This window comes from Affinundibacterium flavidum, from assembly GCF_014284175.1.
Lineage (GTDB): Bacteria > Pseudomonadota > Gammaproteobacteria > Burkholderiales > Burkholderiaceae_D > Undibacterium > Undibacterium flavidum.
Map to the genome: position 1 here is coordinate 14,873 of NZ_JACOGA010000028.1, position 19,992 is coordinate 34,864.

The 19,992-nt window shown below is 47.9% G+C and carries 21 protein-coding genes; 5 read left to right on the forward strand and 16 right to left on the reverse strand.

The genetic code is table 11. The features are described from left to right. Nucleotides 1–21 precede the first annotated feature (21 nt). From H8K55_RS20450 to creB, 7 genes are all read right to left on the reverse strand, one after another. Entirely contained in the window at nucleotides 22–450 is a 429-nt protein-coding gene (locus H8K55_RS20450) for a hypothetical protein (protein WP_186943993.1), read from the reverse strand. Nucleotides 451–664: 214 nt separating this feature from the next. Further along, nucleotides 665–1,012, reverse strand: a complete 348-nt coding sequence (locus H8K55_RS20455; RefSeq protein ID WP_186943995.1) for a hypothetical protein — start codon at nucleotides 1,010–1,012, stop codon at nucleotides 665–667. A gap of 148 nt (nucleotides 1,013–1,160) precedes the next feature. Beyond that, on the reverse strand, nucleotides 1,161–1,616 hold the full coding sequence (locus tag H8K55_RS20460) for a nuclear transport factor 2 family protein (RefSeq protein WP_186943997.1): 456 nt from the start codon (nucleotides 1,614–1,616) through the stop codon (nucleotides 1,161–1,163). A 175-nt stretch (nucleotides 1,617–1,791) separates the two neighbouring features. Continuing rightward, nucleotides 1,792–2,187 (reverse strand): hypothetical protein, encoded by a 396-nt coding sequence (locus H8K55_RS20465; protein WP_222612561.1) that lies wholly within the window; start codon nucleotides 2,185–2,187, stop codon nucleotides 1,792–1,794. Between the two features lie 90 nt (nucleotides 2,188–2,277). After that, on the reverse strand, nucleotides 2,278–3,255 hold the full coding sequence (locus tag H8K55_RS20470; RefSeq protein ID WP_186944001.1) for a hypothetical protein: 978 nt from the start codon (nucleotides 3,253–3,255) through the stop codon (nucleotides 2,278–2,280). Nucleotides 3,256–3,634: 379 nt separating this feature from the next. Further along, entirely contained in the window at nucleotides 3,635–5,095 is a 1,461-nt protein-coding gene (gene creC / locus H8K55_RS20475) for a two-component system sensor histidine kinase CreC (protein ID WP_186944003.1), read from the reverse strand. 16 nt (nucleotides 5,096–5,111) lie between these two features. Then, complete coding sequence (creB, locus tag H8K55_RS20480) at nucleotides 5,112–5,810, reverse strand: two-component system response regulator CreB (protein ID WP_186944005.1); 699 nt, start codon at nucleotides 5,808–5,810, stop codon at nucleotides 5,112–5,114. Between the two features lie 445 nt (nucleotides 5,811–6,255). Here creB and H8K55_RS20485 point away from each other — a divergent pair, with 445 nt between their 5' ends. Both H8K55_RS20485 and H8K55_RS20490 read left to right on the forward strand, forming a co-directional pair. Beyond that, nucleotides 6,256–6,507 carry a hypothetical protein gene (locus H8K55_RS20485; RefSeq protein ID WP_186944007.1) on the forward strand — a complete coding sequence of 84 codons (252 nt, stop codon included), beginning with the start codon at nucleotides 6,256–6,258 and terminating at the stop codon, nucleotides 6,505–6,507. 47 nt (nucleotides 6,508–6,554) lie between these two features. Further along, nucleotides 6,555–7,184, forward strand: a complete 630-nt coding sequence (locus H8K55_RS20490; RefSeq protein WP_186944008.1) for a hypothetical protein — start codon at nucleotides 6,555–6,557, stop codon at nucleotides 7,182–7,184. A 29-nt stretch (nucleotides 7,185–7,213) separates the two neighbouring features. Here the strand turns inward: H8K55_RS20490 and H8K55_RS20495 are convergent, their stop codons facing one another. Then, nucleotides 7,214–8,404: a serine hydrolase domain-containing protein gene (locus H8K55_RS20495; RefSeq protein ID WP_222612562.1), complete on the reverse strand. Its 1,191-nt coding sequence runs from the start codon at nucleotides 8,402–8,404 to the stop codon at nucleotides 7,214–7,216. A 95-nt stretch (nucleotides 8,405–8,499) separates the two neighbouring features. Here H8K55_RS20495 and H8K55_RS20500 point away from each other — a divergent pair, with 95 nt between their 5' ends. Further along, on the forward strand, nucleotides 8,500–9,888 hold the full coding sequence (locus tag H8K55_RS20500) for a glycerate kinase type-2 family protein (RefSeq protein WP_186944010.1): 1,389 nt from the start codon (nucleotides 8,500–8,502) through the stop codon (nucleotides 9,886–9,888). A gap of 17 nt (nucleotides 9,889–9,905) precedes the next feature. On the opposite strand, the gene H8K55_RS22365 is transcribed toward H8K55_RS20500, so the two are convergent. The 7 genes from H8K55_RS22365 to H8K55_RS20535 form a co-directional block, all read right to left on the reverse strand. Continuing rightward, the gene (locus H8K55_RS22365; protein WP_186944012.1) at nucleotides 9,906–10,340 is read right to left on the reverse strand and encodes a zinc-ribbon domain containing protein; all 435 of its coding nucleotides are present in this window, start codon (nucleotides 10,338–10,340) and stop codon (nucleotides 9,906–9,908) included. A gap of 139 nt (nucleotides 10,341–10,479) precedes the next feature. Beyond that, nucleotides 10,480–11,178 carry a tetratricopeptide repeat protein gene (locus H8K55_RS20510; RefSeq protein ID WP_186944013.1) on the reverse strand — a complete coding sequence of 233 codons (699 nt, stop codon included), beginning with the start codon at nucleotides 11,176–11,178 and terminating at the stop codon, nucleotides 10,480–10,482. Between the two features lie 189 nt (nucleotides 11,179–11,367). Then, nucleotides 11,368–12,216, reverse strand: a complete 849-nt coding sequence (locus H8K55_RS20515) for an alpha/beta hydrolase (protein WP_186944015.1) — start codon at nucleotides 12,214–12,216, stop codon at nucleotides 11,368–11,370. A 222-nt stretch (nucleotides 12,217–12,438) separates the two neighbouring features. Then, complete coding sequence (locus H8K55_RS20520; RefSeq protein WP_186944017.1) at nucleotides 12,439–12,981, reverse strand: (d)CMP kinase; 543 nt, start codon at nucleotides 12,979–12,981, stop codon at nucleotides 12,439–12,441. 87 nt (nucleotides 12,982–13,068) lie between these two features. Then, nucleotides 13,069–13,539 carry a hypothetical protein gene (locus tag H8K55_RS20525; RefSeq protein ID WP_186944018.1) on the reverse strand — a complete coding sequence of 157 codons (471 nt, stop codon included), beginning with the start codon at nucleotides 13,537–13,539 and terminating at the stop codon, nucleotides 13,069–13,071. An 82-nt stretch (nucleotides 13,540–13,621) separates the two neighbouring features. Beyond that, nucleotides 13,622–15,697, reverse strand: coding sequence for a sensor histidine kinase (locus H8K55_RS20530; RefSeq protein ID WP_186944021.1), 2,076 nt, complete (start codon nucleotides 15,695–15,697; stop codon nucleotides 13,622–13,624). After that, complete coding sequence (locus tag H8K55_RS20535) at nucleotides 15,694–16,440, reverse strand: response regulator transcription factor (RefSeq protein ID WP_329605075.1); 747 nt, start codon at nucleotides 16,438–16,440, stop codon at nucleotides 15,694–15,696. The genes H8K55_RS20530 and H8K55_RS20535 overlap by 4 nt, the downstream gene beginning before the upstream one ends. Before the next feature lie 305 nt (nucleotides 16,441–16,745). Between H8K55_RS20535 and H8K55_RS20540 the strand changes: the two genes are divergently transcribed. Together H8K55_RS20540 and H8K55_RS20545 are read left to right on the forward strand one after the other, a co-directional pair. Then, on the forward strand, nucleotides 16,746–18,107 hold the full coding sequence (locus H8K55_RS20540; RefSeq protein ID WP_230408742.1) for an SPFH domain-containing protein: 1,362 nt from the start codon (nucleotides 16,746–16,748) through the stop codon (nucleotides 18,105–18,107). A 38-nt stretch (nucleotides 18,108–18,145) separates the two neighbouring features. After that, on the forward strand, nucleotides 18,146–19,594 hold the full coding sequence (locus tag H8K55_RS20545) for a hypothetical protein (protein WP_186944023.1): 1,449 nt from the start codon (nucleotides 18,146–18,148) through the stop codon (nucleotides 19,592–19,594). A 150-nt stretch (nucleotides 19,595–19,744) separates the two neighbouring features. Here H8K55_RS20545 and H8K55_RS20550 read toward each other — a convergent pair. Continuing rightward, nucleotides 19,745–19,992 (reverse strand): transposase (locus tag H8K55_RS20550; protein ID WP_329605076.1); only part of this gene is annotated, 248 nt, incomplete at its 5' end.

The following is a 19,992-nucleotide window of genomic DNA, read 5'->3' on the forward strand; positions in this document are numbered from 1 at the left end:
AGTGGCGCAGGGAACGATGGGCTATTCATCATTGGCCTTATGTACGATTTCCAACATTCCTGAATCGTTAGGGAACCAAGCTGCTCCTTCGTCCCCACTGGCGTCAAAAAATCCTACACCGTGTTTTTCAGCGAGTTTCAGACACGCATTGTATGCATCTTCCGCTGTTGGCCAACTGAATGCGATATAGATGATGTCTCTTCCAAGTGTGAAATCAGCCTGCCTTTGCTGGCATTCTTCGTCATCACCTCGATATGTAAACGGACCGTTCAACGGCGGAAATGATTTGATGACGTCTTCAAACCAAGCTCGGAGTGAGGGAGTAAGATTCGTGGGATCGTTGTAGTCAATTTCATCTTCCCACTCGGTACGCTCGTCATACCAGTGATAGAACTTCTTCGGATCTCGCAGTTCCAATCGCGAGTCAAACACTGCTAGGTCATAGCTCATAAGTTATCTTTCTGAGGGCTTTCGTAATTTTTTTGCAAAGCAAAAAGATAACCGAACATCAAGAAAAGTACAATTTGTTTCTACAATGTTGATCCGATCAAGAACTTGATTTGACTAGGACTTCGGAAAAAGTGTACTCAATACGAACCGATTAATGATCGGTTTTTGCCGTTCAAATATCGAAATACAAAAGTTTGACCCCATCATGCGTTCACTATTCCCGCGATTGATTTTGCTCGCGCTGAGCTAACAAAAAATTACGCTGCACTTCTGTCTTTTGAGAAAGCTGATGCTCTTCCAGAAATGCGGCTAAACGAGGAAGCTTTGCTTCGACTTCTAAGAGTGCAACTTGTTCTCGGTTGAGCAACACGGATTCCCGACAGGCGCTGCAGACGACATAGGACTTGGAAAGAAACGGGATGGTCTTGATCATAAAGAATGACACCCATTCAGTTTCTTTCCAATGTTCCCAAGCCCGCTTTCGCTGGCAGCGATAACAGTGACAACTTAATGCGGACGCTATTTCTTTGGCTTCTTTAACCCACCCAAATAAGACTAGCATTTTTGTTTCCTTGTATTTTTGATGTTAAGTATTTTGTATTGGGCTTGAAGTATTGCAAGTAAGAATTCATTTCTGAAATGATGCGGTGAGGTGTAACAGCCAAGCAGATAACTCAAACACATTTAATCTTCATGTTCTCAATCGCGGCCTATTTTGCCTCGTCTGTTGCGCGCTGATGGTTAAAGCTATAGATGCGCGCGACTTTCCAAACGCCGTCTTTTTGCAACATGAGATGTGTGAAGGACGACCTGAATGTGCGCTTGATAATCTTGCCCGATTCGGTGCTAAAGAAATCGTGCTCGCCCATAACGATTGCGCCATAAACCTCTGGGCCACGGCGCATTGGGAAGATACGCAAGGTATCAGGGACGATCACACGACGCCCGCGATTTTTAGTGTCATCCATACCAGCATTGACCTTGGATAGTGCATCGTAACCCATTACCGTTCCGCCGAGGTCGTGGTAAAACTCGACGTCTTCTGTCAGATGAGAATTAAGCGAGGCGGACGTCCCAAAATTAAAATCATTCCAATAGGCATCGTCAGCTTTTCTGACCTGGGCTTCCCAGTCTGTATTTTTGTCTTCTGCCATAACTGGCATCATGATGGCGAGTGTAGCGATGAAAAAAGATTGGAAAAATCTGCTTTTGAAGTTGCGCATAAGTGGCTCGATTTGTATGAGTGAAATAGTTCGTTTTCTTTAATGTCAAAACTGCACGGCACGCAGTAAACACCGCGAAGCGCCATCCTGCTGTTGCGCTTCAGTGCTAAACAAAATGTTAGGTGTCTGTCTTCTTTTGTTTCGCACTGCCGTAGCCCTGATGGTCTGAAAGTCGCCCGTGTTCCTTACGCAATACTTCTCCTGTATTCGGGTCCGCCACGAACTCATAATAAACGTCTGAATCCTTATCAATGAGTCGTTCTTTGCGCATGAGCAAGCCTTGGCTGTTAGCTTGCATTCCATTGAAGTGCTCGCGGCGAACGCGCTTTTTGCTATTGCGGTTTGGGTCCTTTTGTTTGATGACAGTCGTGTTGTGGGGCAAAAACGTTTCTGTTACCTCAAACGTCATCGTGAACGCTCTACCGCCGCAGCCAGGACAATCTGGCGGTTCTCGCAAAATGACTACTTCGTTAGGAGTAGACAACCCGCACTTCACACACGTTCCATTCATCATGGACACCTTACGCCGATATGACAGAGCACAGCAACAGAAAATATGAATCGAAGTGAAGCGGTCGACGGCGATTCTCCATCGAAAGTGTTATTAGCACGCATTCGATGACGTCTGCCTAGGGGAATTGAATGGAATTGTCATTTTACCTTTGGTTTGAATGGTGAGCTCTTCCGGGGCGGCGATTTGAGCGTTTGGGTTAGTGTGAATTTGATACTCGAACTGAAGAGAGTCTAGTCCCGTGATGCCTCGACAGAAGAGTACGACTGCTGATATTTTTTGGCTCCAAGCCTTGAGTATTGGAGGAAAATTATCGTTGTACCATCCAAACGCACCCGGGAGATGCGTCACGTCGCAAAGCAAAATGAATGGCATCGTACTAGAAGCTTGCTCGGCGTTTTCCTTCTTGCTTAATGAATTAATGTAGGATCTGGTGGATAGGCTCCAATTTACTTCGATTGTGGATTGAGAGGTAACTTGCTGATTTGCCGACTGATGGGCCACTTGAAATGAAAAATGGAAAGTAGCAGGCTGCGCGTATTGCTTGGGCCACCAAACAGGATTTCCCGCGTCAGGGTCGGCCTGAATCGGGGTTTCGTAAGCTTGGATAAACCAGAGTCCATATGACTCTCGCGTCTCGCCTGGTTTGAGGCCGACTACGGCAGAAATCATTTCGCAGAAATCGCTTTCGTTTGCATCGTCAGTGAAGCGAACCCTTAAGCCAGGCGCAGTAAGTACAACTTGAAGCCGCTGTGTTAGGTCGTGTGAGCGATTCTGGAGTTCGAGTTGGTGTGACTTGGGTTCCGAGTTGGTTACTTCACACTCTACGGCAATTTCACCGATTACCGCTTTGAAATCCGGTGTCTTCCTTCCCTTGACAGTGTTAATTGTGCGGACATGGTTAGCCCAAACACTCAAAAGCGCCACCGAGTTCAATTCAGCTGAGTCTTCTGCTTTCGGACGCCCATTCAAGGAAATCGATTTTGCGATGTTCTTTAGAAGTTGTTCGCACCCCGCTTGGTCAACTTTGCTGATTGCTGCACCAAGTGCAAGGATCTCTAAAACTTGCATGCCGTCATTTGCTGGAACCCAAGCGTCTAGGCCAGGAAGGCTTGCGACGAGTTCCGCCGCGCAGTCTAGGCTGCCGTCAAAGTCTGATGACAGGTGCTCGTGAACCCAATTCGAGATTGGTTTTCGTGGGGAAGTCAAGTAGTGTGGTCTTATGTGGGCTAACGAGATTTAATATCGCAAAATGAAAAGATAACCGACCGCAGAAGTAAATGCAATTTGTTTCAACTCTTTCGAAGCTCGCTCGTGACTCGCTTCGATTTGTTTAGACAGTATAAACTTTAGGTTTAGTAAGATCGTTAAGGAGTGCAAATTTCTCGCTACTAATTTATCTCTTGATCCAGCAAATCCAAAATATAAAACCCCATAAGAACAAAACCACTTATCCCAAAATTAAACACAATCTCACTCTCACCCCACCCTCCGCCAAATTCTCCAAACTCACCTCACCCCCATGCAAGCTAATCACCTCGCGCACAAACGGTAATCCTAATCCGGTACTCTTCGCCGCATCAGCTCGAGGTAGTGAATAAAATCGTTCAAAGATTTTGGCTATAGCATAGTCGGGAATGCCGCTGCCTTGGTCGTCGATGAATAGAGTGAAGTGCTCGTCGTTTACTTGTTGATGCAGGTGGATTTCCGCGCCATTTTGGCTGAAAGCAATCGCATTGTCGATTAGATTGCCGATTGCTTGCCGTAGTAAGAGTGGATCGCCTTGTAGCGTGTGAGTTTGTACTTCAAATTTGATGCGCAAATTTTTGCGGGCGATGGCGTCGCTAAAGTCGAGTAAGACTTGGTCGAGTAAGTCGACGATGTTGATGTCGCTGACTTGGCTGAGTTGCTGTTGCTTTTCGACTTTAATCAGCGCCAGAAGTTTATCGATCAATTGTTTTTGGCGTTGATTTTGCTCGATGATATTGTGTAGAAACCTACTGCGCTCGGCTGCGGGTGGATCTTCGCTGAGTAATTCTGCTGATCCTTGAATCGCGGCGATGGGGCTTTTTAATTCATGCGCTAGTGTGTGCATCAAGGTTTCCACATATTGCTTGCCTTCTAGCTGATCGCGCATGTGTTCTAAGGCGAGGCCGAGCTCGCCGACTTCGTGTTGACCGAGTTTGGGCAGGCTGACTTTTTCATTGCGTTCTACCGCCATGACATAGTGTCGCAGTTTTTGCAAAGAGTGATTTAACCACCAGGAAAATCCTATGCCTATAAGTAAGGTGGCGACTAGTAACCAAAAACTGCGTTGCAGAATTTTGTATTGACTGCGCTCGATAAAAGGGCGGATGGCCGACGTTGCTTTGGCGACGGTGAGTACGCCGATGATCTGTTTTGGTTCGCCTTGAGCTTGCTTAACTTGCTTAGCATAAATCGGCGCGGCAACATGCATCACCGTGCTGTTCTCATCTTCTGCATCGATACGGGTACTGCGCGCACCGTATTGACCTCGTAGCGTGAGGTAGACATCGTTCCAGCGTGAATAGTCTTTGCCAAGGTCGCGCCCACTTGAATCAAAAATCACAATGCCGCGCGCATCGGTAATGTACACGCGATAGTCGAGCGTTTTTTTATGGACACCGCTGATCTCGACATCCATCTGACGCGCACTGATTTGTTGTAAGCGTTGTAGCATCAGTGCTTGTGATAGTTGTCCGTTCGCGCCAGCTTGATTGACGTCATCGCTGACTAATTGTGCGAGTAATTGTGCGGTATCGACCAAAGAATCTTCTAAAGTGGCTCGCACACCCGGTTTGACTTCAGCGACAAAGACGGTGAGCACGAACCACGCTGCCAGTGCGAGGATGAGGGCATAACTGAGTAAGAGGCGCAGGCCGATTTTCATGATCTAGTGTATTTGCCTAGGCTTGCGCGATGCTATATCCCATGCCGCGATGCGTTTGTATGGGTTCATCTTGCGGGTTAATGAGCTTGAGTTTGGCACGTAGCGATTTGATGTGGGTATCGACTGTTCTGTCCATGGTGTTGCTGGCATTGGTCCATACCAGATCCATTAATTGCGCACGTGAAAATAAAAAATTCGGACGTTCAATGAAAGTTTTTAGCAGCAGATATTCGTAACGGGTTAAGTTGAGACAGACGCCAAAATAGAATATCCGCGCCTCTTCCGCGCGCAGTTCAAAACGCTCAGGTACTTGTTCCGGGCTGATGGGCGCGGCACCAGCTATCTGTTGCCGTCGCAAAATCGCTCGCACTCGGGCGACTAATTCACGTGGGGAAAATGGCTTACTGACATAATCATCTGCACCGATTTCTAAGCCGACGATGCGATCAATTTCATCCGCGCGTGCGGTCAAAAAAATGACGGGCGTTTGACAAAATTGACGTAAGCGACGGCAAACTTCAAAGCCATTGATGTCGGGTAAGCCCACATCCAGAATGATCAAAGCGATCTTGGCTTGCTCTGCCGATTGCAAGAGATCGAGCGCAGCTTGCCCCAGGCTCAGATGCAGCGGCGTGAAACCGTCAGTGGCTAAGGCGTAGCACAGGTTTTGTGCAATCGCGACTTCGTCTTCGATGATTAAGATGGTTTGTGACATAGTTGGTGCGCGGTGTTGAGGATGACAGGGCTATGGTCAATCATAGTAGCAGAAGCAGGGACGCATTCAATCTAGACTTGCGTAAGTTCTGTCAATATGATGTCATGATGTATCAATAGGATTCTAATTAGCCATACAGCCCAAAAGGTTTACATTCTCGTAGTCTGTGATTGCCGTGAAGAGCCAGCCATCAAATGCTAGGGCGGCATAGGGATCTACATAAGAGCATTCACATTATGAAAGAAGGAAAAAATCGAATTAACAACTCAGCATGTCATTCCTGCGTAGGCAGGAATCTAGCGGCGTTCGTTGATCGACAAAAGACACTAAACTCCTGCCCCCGACTCAAGCATTCGAGGGCAAGCTCTACGTAGGAGCGACAGTCATTATTTTCGCTGTTTATTCGACTTGTGTAGATACCTATGCTTTCAAAGAGAAGCTTTGGATGGAGATAGGTTTTAGCCGTACGATAGAAACTGCGGATCGCGTCACTTTAACCCATCCCCACCCTAGCCCTCCCCTTGAAAGGGAGGGGACTTTTAGTGACATTCCGATTTATATGAATACTTATGGTACTGGAGTCGGGGGTGGAGATCCAGTGACTTTGTCCTTGAATGAAACTACGACGCTGGGTTCCCGCCTGCGCGGGAACGACTGTATGGAGCCAGTCTGGCATAATTTTGATTATTTTCGATAATAAACTTCCACTGATTTTTGATTGATTGGTTTTTGCAAAGGCTACCTATGTCACAACTAGTTCGCGTCGCTATCGGCGCAGATTTTCCGGAAATTCAATGGCCAGCGTGTTGCCCTGAATGTGGTACCACCAAGTCATTGCTGCGCTCGACCAGTCGCTTGGGACGTGTGAAGTCGATACGTCCGAATCTGGCCGGTGGGCTGACCATGAAGAGCGAAGTTATGTATCTCAATTACTGGATTTGCCCTGCACACGCGGCGGAAACACGTTGGGCGAATTTGTTATTGGACAAAAGCCCTTTGATGCATTTGATCCGTTTTATTTTTTATATGGGGGCGGTATTTGCTCTGGGTCTGTTGCTGGGACCACGTCGCCTATCGACCTTTCCTGAACTCGGTCCTATGCTAGCTTTGCCGCTGATAGGTATCTTTGGTGTTGCTGGTCTGATCTGGGCACGCATGGCGAGCAGCGTGCGTCCCATGCGATTTGATCCAGATCAGGATGTGATTGAAATCCAGTTTCGGCAAGCGCCTTATGCTACCCGGTTTCGCGTCATGAATCGTGAGGCGACTAGTTCTCAACATACCGAAGAGACACCGTGGTTTCGCCGTAGTATCGTTTGGAAGCTGATCGTGATCGTTTTGTTTATTGCCTTCATGGCGCGGATGATGAAATAAAAAGGCGGAAATAGAAATACGGAAATAGGCTATTTTCCCATCGCCGCATACGCCAGTTTTTTAAATTCAAACGAATACGGATGCCAGAACGCCATTTGACGCTGCGTCATCAATAGTCCCGCGATATTGTGACGTGGCGAAATCCACCAATGGGTGCCGGCCATGCCGCCCCATTCGAATTCACCTTCTGCACCAGCCGGATCATTCTCCCCCGGGCGCAAAGTCACCGCACCACCCAGACCAAAACCCTTGCCCGGTACATCTCCAACACCGGGAAATGCAATGCCCCAACCCGCGGGCAAGTGATTTTGCATCATGCTTTGTATCGATTCTGGTTTCAACACTGCATGACCACCGGGCAGAAAACTACGCATCAGCATCAGCATATCGTGCATGCTCGAAACTAAGCCGCCACCACCGGAGAAGCGCGGTATCGGTTTTAAAAAGGCATCGGGATACGGTGATTTTTCTAAGCGCTTAAGATCGCGGTTTAAGACATTCATCGTATCTGTGCCTGCATAGTAAGCAGCCAGGCGTTCATGTTTATGCGGCGGCACCCAAAAGCTGGTGTCGTTCATCCCCAACGGCGACAAAATATGCGCGTGCAGATACACATCAAAATTGTCGCCACTGACGACTTCCACTAAACGCGATAAGACATCGGTAGCGATCGAATATTCCCAACGTTCGCCCGGATGAAAGCTTAGCGGCAAGTCTTCTAAGACGTTGATGAGTTCAGATAAAGGTTCAAACGCATTTAAGACTTTGCGTTCGATATAGGCTTTGTAAATCGTACTGCCATGATCGAGCAAGCCATAGCTGAGGCCAGAAGTATGCGTCAATAATTGACGTACAGTGATGGCAGAACGGGCGGTTTCGGTTTGATTGATGTCAGTTGCGCCGGGGATTAAAACTTGACGCTTGCCGAGCTGTGGCAGATAGATTTCCACCGCATCATCTAGTCCCAATTTACCTTGCTCGATTAACTGCATGATCGCCATTGAAGTCAGCAGTTTCGTATTCGAAAATACGCGGAACAAATGATCGTGGCGCAAAGGGATTTGGTTTTCTATATCCGCCCAACCCGCTGCGTGAAAATGCACTAAATCTTGTCCAGATAAAATTGCCGAAGACACGCCAGACAGAATTTTTCTATCGACATAGCTTTGCATCGCAGGCGCAATCGCGCTGAAATCGTAGTGGCTGGGTGTGATAAGCATGAGTAAATTATCCGAATCTGAGTTAGCGAAAAGAGATCGCCTAAGACGAGCAAAGCTGGTATTTTAGCCGCTCGGAGTGATTGCGCCAAAACAAGATGACAAACTGGAATCAGACTCAAGCCCATATCTACACGCATGTCCAAGCGAATGTCCAAACGCAGGCAGCAGCGTTTCTACGCGAATTATTTGCGGTGGCCGTTGCCGCAGTTGATCCGCATCACTGCCTACCACCGCATTTGCCAGAATTTCCCGCCAGCGGGCGTTGCATCGTGGTCGGTGCGGGTAAGGCCGCTGCAGCTATGGCGCAAGCTTTGGAGCAACATTGGTTAACCACAGGCTTGCTATCTTCAAGTGAACTTGCGCGACTAAGTGGCATGGTGATCGTTCCGTATGGCTATAGCTTGCCGTGCGAATATATCCAAGTGCGTGAAGCCGCCCATCCTGTGCCCGATCAGGCTGGCTATCAAGCCGCGAGTGATTTACTCGCCTCGGTGCAAAATCTAAGTGCCGCTGACACCGTGATTTGCTTACTCTCTGGCGGCGGCTCTTCGCTGATGAGCTTGCCCGCACCTGGCATCAGTCTGGCAGAAAAACAAGATATCAATCGCGCCTTACTTCGCAGCGGTGCCAGGATTCATGAAATCAATTGCGTGCGCAAACACCTGTCTGCGATCAAAGGTGGGCGCTTGGCTTTAGCCTGCGCGCCAGCTAAGGTGCTGACCTATATCATCTCCGATGTGGCGGGCGACGATGCCAGTATTATTGCCAGCGGACCGACTTTGACAGATGCCAGCACTTGCGCTGACGCACTGGAGATCTTGCAGCGCTATGCGATTCCGACTTTACCCGCAGTGCTCGCGCATCTGCAATTAGCTTCTTCCGAAACACCAAAACCCGATCACGCGGCATTCATCAACCCGCATGTTCACATCATCGCCAACGCCCAAGCTGCTTTGCAAGCGGCGGCTAATTTTGCGCAAGCGAAAGGTGTGAAGGTAAAGATTTTGTCAGATCGCTTGGAAGGTGAAGCACGTGAGCTGGGGCGCCTTCATGCGCAGCTGGCAATTCAGGTCGCAAGTGAAGTAGCAAATGAGGTTGCAAATGAGGTAGCAAATGAGGTAGCAAAGGATGATCGACAACCATATCTATTGCTATCAGGCGGGGAAACCACCGTCACCGTTAAAGGCAGCGGTCGTGGTGGGCGCAATACAGAATATCTATTAAGCCTCTGCCAAAATCTCAATGGACACGAAGGGATTTACGCATTAGCAGCCGATACAGATGGGCGCGACGGTAGCGAACAAAACGCCGGTGCATGGTGTACGCCAGACAGCTTGCAACGAGCGGCAGATTTATCGATATCGGCCAGTGCGTGTTTGGCGAATAACGATGCGTATACGTTTTTCGCTGCGCTTGATGCTTTGTTAGTGACTGGACCTACTTACAATAATGTGAATGATTTTCGGGCGATTTTGGTTTTGTGATGTTTGACTTGGTTGGACTAGTCAACTATTGCAAGTAGCTTTCGCAGCATATTTTTGCGTGCGATATCGTGTCTATATGGCGCGTAAGTTTCCTGTAACTCGAGTAGATGCAGCCAGTTCGCAAGAAACGCCTTATCTGTTCTCCGCGTCATTTTCGATTCGCCCCAAACCTCCGCGCAAGTCTCCAATTTCTTAACGACGTTAAGTGATTCATGCCAACAGGAATCGCAAAGAATACGACGCTGGTTGATATTCGCTTTACGAACTTCATAAGTGTGCTTTTGGTCCCGCGCAGTAAAGATAGCATTGCACTTGCAGTGCCAACACTGGTAATGTTCATCAACATATTCCTGCGTGAAGGAGGCAGCAACCGATCCTTGGCTATTAGGCTCCCATTGACTAATATCAACGGGAGCTCTTCCTAGAGGCGGTGGTTCAGGTTTTCGTTTCATTTTTTTGCTGTGTGGCTTAACCGACAATCAACTGCAAATCTATTACGCGTATCAGAACGGCAGACTCATTTCTGGGACTTTCGCGGATTTCATTGACGAATTTCTGAGCACGCGAATGATCGTGAGCACTTTGCTTAGCCTAACGCTCAAGCGAAGCAAGTAAAGCCAATAGCGCATTAATTCCCTCTTGTGCTTTTAAGGTAAGCGGTGTCTTGCCTGTGAACCACGATGCACGAATTGTGTTCGCTTCTGATTTCTGTTCGGTCGTTAGCTTTGTTTCTAGAGTCGCAATATGTGCGAGGAGTTCTTTAGTGGGATCGGGCATCATCTCTTTGAGCATTAAGCCCAGTGCGTAGCTTGTAACTTCATTGGGCGAGGCGCTCTTCGATAAGTAGTACAAATAGGCTAAAGTAGCCTGCATATTGCCTTGGCGTGAAGCGCGCTCCCACCACAGATTTGCATTTTCCAAGTCGCGTTTTTTTATGAAGTGCATGCCGACGTCAAATTGCGCGAGATCATAGCCAGCTTCTGCTTCGTTAACGGGAACAGTACCTGGAAATTGACCAGCCAGATAGTAACCCACCTTGTAAGAGGCGAGCTCGTGCCCCAATTCAGCTGCTTCAGTAAAATATTTGTACGCAGTTTTGTTGTCGCGAGCGGTTCCTATCCCGTTATTTAAGAACATGCCGAGGTTGTATTTGATGTCCGCGTTGCCACTCGGCGCTAACGCAGACAAACGTGAAAACATCGCTTCCTTGGAGAGACCTTCAGCATGGACGCTGCTTAAAGAAATGGTGGTGATTGTTAGGAATGCAAAAAAATATTTGGTGATGCGCATAAATTCCCTAAGTGCTAAACAAGCTAAGGTGTCATTGTCGAGGGCGTATTACATTATTCCGAAATTCTTCAATCAACGGCAAGATGAGCTATCGATACTTCGAATGTACCTCGAACGAATAATCGTAATGACGGAATTTCGTCAGTAACCAACATAAGACGCAATACCAAAAGCTAGGCTGTAGCTCACTCACGGCAAGTTAGATTTCCAAGTTTTCCCAGATAACCAATTGATGATTTGCTGACCAACCGCCTCCTCCATTCCCACAAACCAATGATTGCTACCAGGACCGCAGAGCGGACTGCCCTCAGCTGCGTTTGCGCCATTGACCGTCATCATAGGCAGGCGTGTGGATACATCGGATGCCGCAGAAAAAGACGAGACTGGGCAAGCGTCTAGAGTATGGTGAACCAGAAGCATGGGGATTTTAAGTGAAGGCAAGTCTATCTTCGACAAGCCGGGACCAGGGGACGGAATCAGTGGGCCAGGTTGAGATGCCTGATACAAGCCAGAAAGTAGCACGACCGCATTCACTTTATTGACGCGGTTCTGTGCGATGTAACCAGCAGAAACCGTGCCTCGGCTGTGTGCTACCAACACCAACCGCGCCTTGGGGAAGCGACTTCGGATCTTTCGTATAACTGCTTGCATGTCAGCTGCGTGTCTTGCGGACGTACGGAAATCTTGAGTCATGTCTTCTTGATCGGACGGTGCGTCTATGACCGCGACTGCGAATTGTTTTTGCAACAGTGCCTCATGTTGGCGCGAAAAAAGATGTGTAGCTTCGGCTTGTGCCTGTCCATCCTTTAACTTCAAACCTATGTTTCCCGAACCGCCGGGAATGAGCAAGATGACTGTTTTTGGCGCTGGTCCGTGCGGTTCCCAAAGCAATACCGACTGCGTCACGCCGGGTCGCGTCTTAAGCGTGATGAGTTCGTCGGCGTAGGCTAAGGATGTGAACAAGAGTGAGGCCGCGATGGCAACAATTGTTCGCACTTGACGTGATAAGAAGGGTGACCTGTGAGAAGGGAAAGGCATTGGGATTTCGCTTTATGTTTGACGGAGTTTAGATTCAAGGCCACTGACTACCGCAACGAAACGCGTAGTGACACTCAAATCGACTGCGATGTTAAGGTTTGCTCTGAAAAGAATTAAATGCTTGCTTGACCGTTTGCGCCATATGAAAAGTGTCATCGCCCCAAAATGTAAAGTCGAGAACGATCTTATCATTGATGATGCGCCGTAGTTGACCATGTCATCTTAACCACTAACGTGTTTTAGCACTTCTGCGACAAGCTCATTAACGGAACGATGCGCGCCATCGCTAAAGCCAAGCATAGTGTGGGGCGCATATTCTGGACGATGGAGTGCTCTGCAAATCCCTGTGCTGTGAGTGCGCCAGTGTTGCTCAGGTAGATTACGACCAATGCGAGCTTCGCGGCGTAAGAATGATCGCAGGCATTCCTGTTCATTTCCAGAGAGAAAAATAGTCGTGAATCCTGATTCTTGCGCAGCGGTGATGTGCTCGACGTTCGGGCAAATCATGCTAATGAAGGACAGAATCACCCCAGAATGAGAGCTCGCCATACCTCGCAGCTCAGTGGCGAGATCGCTAAAGCTAGGGTTAGGCGAGAAGAGTTGTAGCAGGCTTTTTGGTACCGGCGCGGAAGCAGTCGTTCTGGAAAATGGATCAGTCTCCACATGTAGCCACTGCGATTGATTCGAGAGCGCAGCGCACAGCGTAGACTTGCCTGCACCAGATGGACCAAAAAGCAGAACGAGTGGGATAGGACGAGAGTTCATGGTGGATAAGGCTGAAATGAAGGTGGCGATACGTCCGAGTGATGATTTAATTAGCGAGTGGAGTGAGCGACAAATTCCGCTACATTTTTATAGCTTGCGTTTCTCCAAGCGACATTGATATGGTTCACCGCCATGCAATTTGATGAAATAGCTGATTGCTTCCCCGGACAAGCGATTGATTCTTACGTGTTGAATCGGTTCCCAATTCTTATCGCGAGACGATTCTATAGTGTACTCAATGAGTTCATCGTTGACCACAGGTTTGTGCACACGAAATGACCTTAAATTTCGCCCCTGAGATTCCCCATCAACGCTTACTATCACCAAGCCTTTCCACGATATTTTGCCGCCATGCGTAACGCAGTTTTGACCGGAATATTCAGTCCAACTTTTTACTTCGAAACACAGCTTGCCCTTTTCAGAAAGATAGGGCGACGGCCAGATCGCCGTGATGCGCTTGTCATCTTTGGATGATGGCTCACACATTATGCGCGACTGCGCCTGAGCGATGGACGAGGTGAGTGCCAGAATTAGGCTACAGGTGAAAACAAGTTTCATGAACTCCCTTTGCGATCTTTTAAATATTTTCTTCAGTAAAATAATTGACGATAACTTGATCGTCGACGACCATGTTAAGGTACTAAATTCGTCGCGGCAAACTCAATAAAAATTCCACTCCACTATCTGCAGGATTTATCGCCGACCCGATGTTGCGCACGCTGATCGTGCCTCCCATTTTCGCCATATAAGTTTGCGCGACGAACAATCCTTGGCCGCGATTACCATTGGCACCAGAATCCACTTGATCTGAAACGCCGTATTCAAAAATTTTATCTAGCATGTCGGCCGCGATATGTGGTCCACGATTTCCGATATGAATGGTCGCACTGGTTTCATCTGCTTCCAGCGTTAGCGTAATTGGTGTGCCTTCTGGCCGGTAGCGGTTCGCATTTTTTAACACATGGGTTACCACATCTTCCAAAGAATATTCATCGGCTTTCACAATCACATTAGAAAAATCGCCTTTAAATTCCACGTTGTCGATACCTGCATGTGGCGCATTATCGGCGACATGTTGCAAGAACTGCGTGATGTCCATTTCTTCTAACTGCAAGATAGTCGATTGAAATGCTTCGCTAGGCGTGGCGCTACCATATAGCACTTTGATCGCTTGTTGCATGCGGCTGATGTAACGATGGCTTTGATCTTCCGGTGCCTGATGTAGCACCATCAGGCTTTGTAGTGGCGACATGATTTCATGTCCTACTGCATGCCACATTTGCTTCTCTTGCTCGGTGCGTATTGCTTCGCGTTCCACGTCTTCTTTCACTCGCCTGAGTAAATCATGCAAGCCACTAGCTAATACGCCCAGTTCGTCTGCGCTACGCAAATCACTGACATCGAGTTGATCTAATTCTCCCGCACCTTTCATGGTTTTCGATAAGCTAGCAGCACGTTTCGTCAATAAAGTAATGCGCCGGATAATACTAATTTCTATCAAGAGCCAAGCCAACAACAAGGCCAATAACATGGCACCGACAAACCACGAAACACGGGTCGCTACCACGCTTAGCGTCTTACTGACACTGCGCACATCGCCTTTCAACAGCACTTCATAATTATCCAAAGGCGTGCTAATTAATTCTTTGCTTTCCAAAGGGGTATCGTATTCATCCACAGGCAAACGGCGAATCAGGCGTGTCAAGACATTCCAGGATTCCTCTTCTTGCTCAACTTTACCGAGCAGTTTGATGAATTCTTTTTTCTCAGAAGATTTCTTGATGCTGAGACTTTCGCCAGGTAGTAGCAGGGCACTCAAATCATTGAGAGAAAATGGTGTGGCGGTCGGCATTGCCTTACTATCCAATAAAGGGATTTGGCTCTCAGGTGCCAGCACGGCGAGTTCAACATGGATCTGATCTAGATCTTGTGGCGGCCAAACTGGTCGCTTTTTCTCAAACAAGGCTTCCTGCAAAACCGCGATAGGCAGACGCAAAGAGAAAAAAGTATTGCGATCACAATTGAGATCCTTGCCATCTTTTTCCACGTCGTTGCAAAGGGCTTTTTGCCACGCCCAACCACGAAAATCCCGTACTGGTCGGGCATTCGATTTATTCACTTCGCTTTCGACAAAGCCCACCCATCGCCCGCGAATTCCTGCATTCGCTTTACTGCTTCGTTCTTCTTCAAACGGCGCAAGCCATTGATATTCTTGTCCACGTAAAGTCACACTGACACGTATGCGATGCGCTTCATCACGTACCACTTGTCCATGCGGATGTGAGACCAAGGCGGCGCTATTAAAACTACCTGCCACATAAATAAAACCGCCCGCCCAAGGATTGTTTCCTATGCCGACGCAGAGCGATCCATCATTTCCGTATTGCACTAGGCAACCCGACATCGCGATGGCTTGCTGTACCTTACTTTGGTCGTCGAAATCTAAAGCGGAGAATGGCAGAAGCAAAGGATGCAGGCTCGCGCCTTCTTGTTCTGCGGGCGGATTTAGTAAAGCTAATTGACCTGCTGGATGGCGCAAGGTCGCAGTGATTTGGCTGATGGTTTTATTGAAATTGGCTTGGTAATTGTTATAGCTCAATTGCTTCTCTTGCTGTAGCAAAGACAGCGCCAAACCTAGCGTTGCCATTGACAGTAGTAAGAACACACCACGAAAAATAATCCGTAGTCGATAACTCGCCAAGAAAAACCGCTTCATGTGGTTTCCACCCAACGAAACCCGCGCATAGGGACGTTTTCTATGCATTCAAAGTTGGGATCAATTTCACGGAAGGCATCACGTATCGTGCTGACATGTTTGCGAATATTGTCGCGATTGCGTCCGCTCTTCACCACTTCGTACAAATCATCATAGGACACAATTTGTCCACGCTTTTCAAACATTACCGCCAAAATTCTCTGTGCGGTGAGTGGCAGATTAATGCGCTGGCCACGCCACATCGGTGTCCGTTGTCGCAAAGGGTCCATGCTTAATGCATCATTGGCTGGCTCAGCTTCTTTGAGCAACACTTTTTTGCTATCTTGCGTTTGCTGCCTGCGCTCTTTCACAGCGCGTAACATGTCGAGCAAAGTTTCAATAAAATCCGCTTCTTCAAAGGTCGCTTTTTGCAGATAGTCCCAGGCATCTAAGGCCTTCATGATGCTGCGATAGATTGTTGCGGGCATGGCGGATACTACTAATACCGGCGTCGCCTGCCCTTCTTTGCTGATATTTTTATTGATGGCATTGATGATCGCCACGCCAGCATGACGTTCACGTCCCAGTTCAATATCCAAGACCACCAAATCATAGCGTTCACGCGCAATCGCTGCTTCTGCATCATCCCGGTTAAACCATTGATCGATTTGTATGCCGGGTTTGGCGGCTTCTATCCACGCCTTGAATTGATTGCTGGTTGGTTCATCATCTTCGATGACTGCGACTTTAATGTGATGCGACACGATGTGTCTCCGATGATAAAAATGTTGGCGTAGGCTGCATTGGTGCAAAGCTAAATCTTTTTTAAACCTGCTTCGTAGTATCCACGTTTTCCCAAAAAAAGTCAGTTTTCCGCTGTGAGTTTTTCTTCACGCCACCGTGCGAATCTTCCGTTACATGTTCAAACATCGCCGCACTATGAGGATAGCTCCCGTCGGGCGGCATTGTATCTTCCCGGTCTGGCAGCGCAAGATGTGTCTCAGGGAAACGCCATTGCAAATGCAACGCAACCCACATCGACATTCATCAATCATCATCGGAGGCTACTATGTCAAATCGTTTGAAATCTATCGTCAATGCAGTGCGCTCTACTTTCTCGTCTATGTTCAATTCACGCAAAGATTCGTACCAAACTTCGCAGTCAGACATCGGCTCCACAACAAGCGCTGAAGTTGATGCGGAATATCAAAGTGAATATCCGGTCGAATATCAAGTTAAGAAACCGCTCATCACCAAAGCCATGTTGCGCAATATTTTCATCCTAGGCACGATTTCAGCGATCGGCTATGGCATCTATCAACATCCCCCAATTCGAACTATCAGCCGTGGCGAAGTCGGTATCCGTTCCAATTTATTCACGGGTAGCGCTTCACAATTTCGTGAAGGCAGCGTGATCGTGATTCCTGGTTTCTACCAATTGCGCAAATATTCTTTGCAAGATCAGCTGTATCGTCCTAGCAAAACCAGTGCTGACAATGATGCACCTTTCCAATCTATAGAAGGCTTGTCTCTAGGTGTGGACCTCACTGTGCGCTATGCAATCGACCCCAGCAAACTGACGTCTAACGGAAAGGGTTTTCCAGAAAACATTAACGCTGAAATTGTCGAACCTTTAGTGCAAGGTGTGATGTACAAAGCATTTACGCGTTATACGGTGAAAGAAATTTTCTCGACGAAGCGCGCAGAAATTCAGCAAACGATAGAAACTGAATTGAAACCAAAATTAGCCGCTGATGGCATTCTTTTACATGCGGTGATGATAGGTAAAATTGACCTGCCAGCTGATTACAAACGTGGCATGGAAAAACTCTTGGCGGAAGAATTAGAGAGCGAAAAAATGCGTTATACCCTGGAGCTCAAAGAGAAACAAGTCAAGCAAACAGCATTGGAATCGGATGCAGAAAAAATCCGTCGTGAGAAAGCTGCCGAGGCTTCCGGCAATGAACAAATCATCGCTGCTAAAGCGCAGGAAGAAGCGATGAAACATGTACTACCGTTCAAACAAAAGCAAATTGAACAAAGACAATTAGAAGCGGAAGCCGAGAAAATATCGCGTATCAAAACTTCCGAAGGCACGGCGCAAGCACGTGTGATTGAGGCATCTGGTGAAGCGGATTCGCGTCGCAAATTGGCCGATGCTGATGCCTATCGTCAAGAGCTGGTTGGCAAAGTATCGAGCGCTCAACTGGAACGCGATGGCGCGCTCTTAACTAAGCACCCATTGCTCATCCAAAAAACGATGGCAGATAAATTATCGGACAAAATTTCCGTGATCATCGCTCCTCCGCCTGCAGACGGTGGCTTCATCGGCTCTGCTTTATTGGGTACGGGTAAAGAGCAACGTAGCAACGCTGTAAATAAGGAAACCAAACAGACTGAAAATACGGAAACCAGTTCTGAAGGCAATTAATTCAACAATAGATCGCCCAAAAAATTCAAGGAATCACCATGTTATCAACTATCGTTGCTGCCGCCGCCTCTAGTCTCATCGCCATTGTCACGCAAGATCAGGCAGCCTTGCGCGCAGCTCCGCGTGACAGTGCCCAACAACAAGTCGTCTTATGGCAAGGCGATAGTTTAGAAATTCGCGGTGAACGTATGGATTATTTGCAAGTATATGACCACCGCCGCGAACGCGCAGGTTTTATTAAAGCGAATCAAGTACGTTTAGTCAGAATGGACCCAGACGATGCACCCGATAGTTTCGCCGTGATACGGTTTTTGCGCGACACGCCGGGCGCGGAAGCTCTGGGTATCAGTTACACCGCAGCCTATCTAAAAGCCGCGCCAGCCAATCAAATCGGTGCTGAAGCATTCGATGCTTTAGGAACGATGGCAGAACGTCTGGCACGCCGCTCCACGAATCTGCAATCGCAATCAGGCACAACGGTGAAACCGGGCAAGCAAATGGAGACGACGCTTGCCGCTCATTTAGAAGTGGCCAGCTACTACGGTGTGCAATTTAAGAGCTTTGAACGCGAAGGCCGCATCCAACTTTGCTATGACGGCGAAGCCTTTCGTCGGGTGTTGGCGATGAATGCAACGAGCGAACAAAGGGCGCGTGCCGCTTTGGCTTTGACTCGCCCTGAATGCATCAACCCTGCCACTCGGCCATTGGAAAAATTCGCTTTGGATAATTGGCGTGCTGAAGTGTTGGAACGCGTTGATAGCAGCAATCTCAATGAATATCTGAAGAACCGTATCAAGATGCGTAAGGCCAGCGTCTGGTCGGCCATCGCTTATCAAAGAAGTCGTAAAAATGAAAATTTTCAAGTAGCGGGCAATCGCGCTTTATTGGAATTAGCCGCAGTTAATAAAGAAGAACTTACTGATGAAGATAAGCAAAGTTATGCGGATGCTGGCATACGTGTAGGCACCGCACGTTGGGCTGCTGAACTACCAGTTGCCAACAAGGCGAATTTGCAAATCGTCACCAGTCAAGGTGAGCCGGGTGAAACTTGTGTGCACTTGATCGACAACAAACATGACATCAAGAACCCACTTGCAAAGCGCTGCACCTACAGCGTAGTGTGGCCGGCCTCAGCCCGCGCCAACGCGCACAGCACCGCGCTGGCATTAGCAGTACAACCCATGGAAGGCTGGCGTGAACTCTGGCTTTTTCATCAAACCAGTAATGGATGGATCATCGATGCCTTACCACCTGCCAATAGTGATCCTAACTTAGGCTATGTTGAATTTGCAGGCTGGGTACCGGCTAGCAATAAAATGTTGGTAGCTCGCGAAGCTAAAGTTGAGGGTATTTTTAAGCGCCGTTTTGAAGTTGTGAATATGGACACTCTGCAAACTGAAAATGGTGCGGATCAACCTAGCTCACTGAACATTTTTTACAAGTGGCAAGATCCTCTGTGGAAACAACAAACGGTGAGTTTGAGGTAGATTTCTTACGCCCCGTAAGAGGCTGCTTATGAAGACATGTTCATTCATGAATTTCATATTTGATTGATAGAAAGGAAATGTTGATTTAGGATAGGGAATTACGCAAAATGCGTTGGCTAGAGCTCCATCGGGTAGATACTGTTATCCGAGTCAAGCAGAATGCAAGCTTACATCGAAAGGCTTGCCGGATTTTAGTACGCCAAATGCGACATGAATGAGTTTTCTCATCATGGCACCAATAATCACCATGGGAGGTTTCCCGGATGCCGTAAGACGCTGGCGGAAAGCCTTGCCCCATGTTGTTTTATACAAAGCCACCATGGCAGGCATGTAGAGCGCTTTGCGAATAAAAGTATGTCCCACTTTGGACATGCGCGTCTTGCCACGCACACTACTGC